1 protein-coding gene is annotated in these 386 nt (G+C 34.5%); it reads left to right on the forward strand.

Going from position 1 to position 386, the window contains the following annotated elements; genetic code table 11:
- Nucleotides 1-53: 53 nt before the first annotated feature.
- A partial coding sequence (locus FUA24_RS08160) for an SLC13 family permease (RefSeq protein WP_262713607.1) occupies nucleotides 54-386 on the forward strand: 333 nt, incomplete at its 3' end.

Consider the following 386-nt stretch of genomic DNA (forward strand, 5'->3'; position numbering starts at 1 on the left):
CAGGTAGTAATTTTACCTCATAATTAATACTAAAAAAATCAGGTATGTATTTAATGTTATTCATTTTAGTTATAACCATTGGGTTATTTGTATGGGGCAAGTTTACGCCAGATATTGTGGCGCTAATTTCAATGATTAGTTTATACTTAACGGGTATTTTAACAGCTTCTGAAACACTTAGTGGCTTTAGTAACCCTACAGTAATTATGATTGCCGCCCTATTTATTATTGGTGAAGGAATTGCACAAACTGGATGGACGGCTATGGCCGGAAAAAAGTTTGTAGAATGGGCTGGTAAAAGTATTCCTAAACTTTTAGTTATTGTTAGTTTAGGCGCCGGTGTACTATCTGGTTTTGTTAGTAATACTGGTACTGTTGCTACTTTA

The organism is Seonamhaeicola marinus (assembly GCF_008085455.1).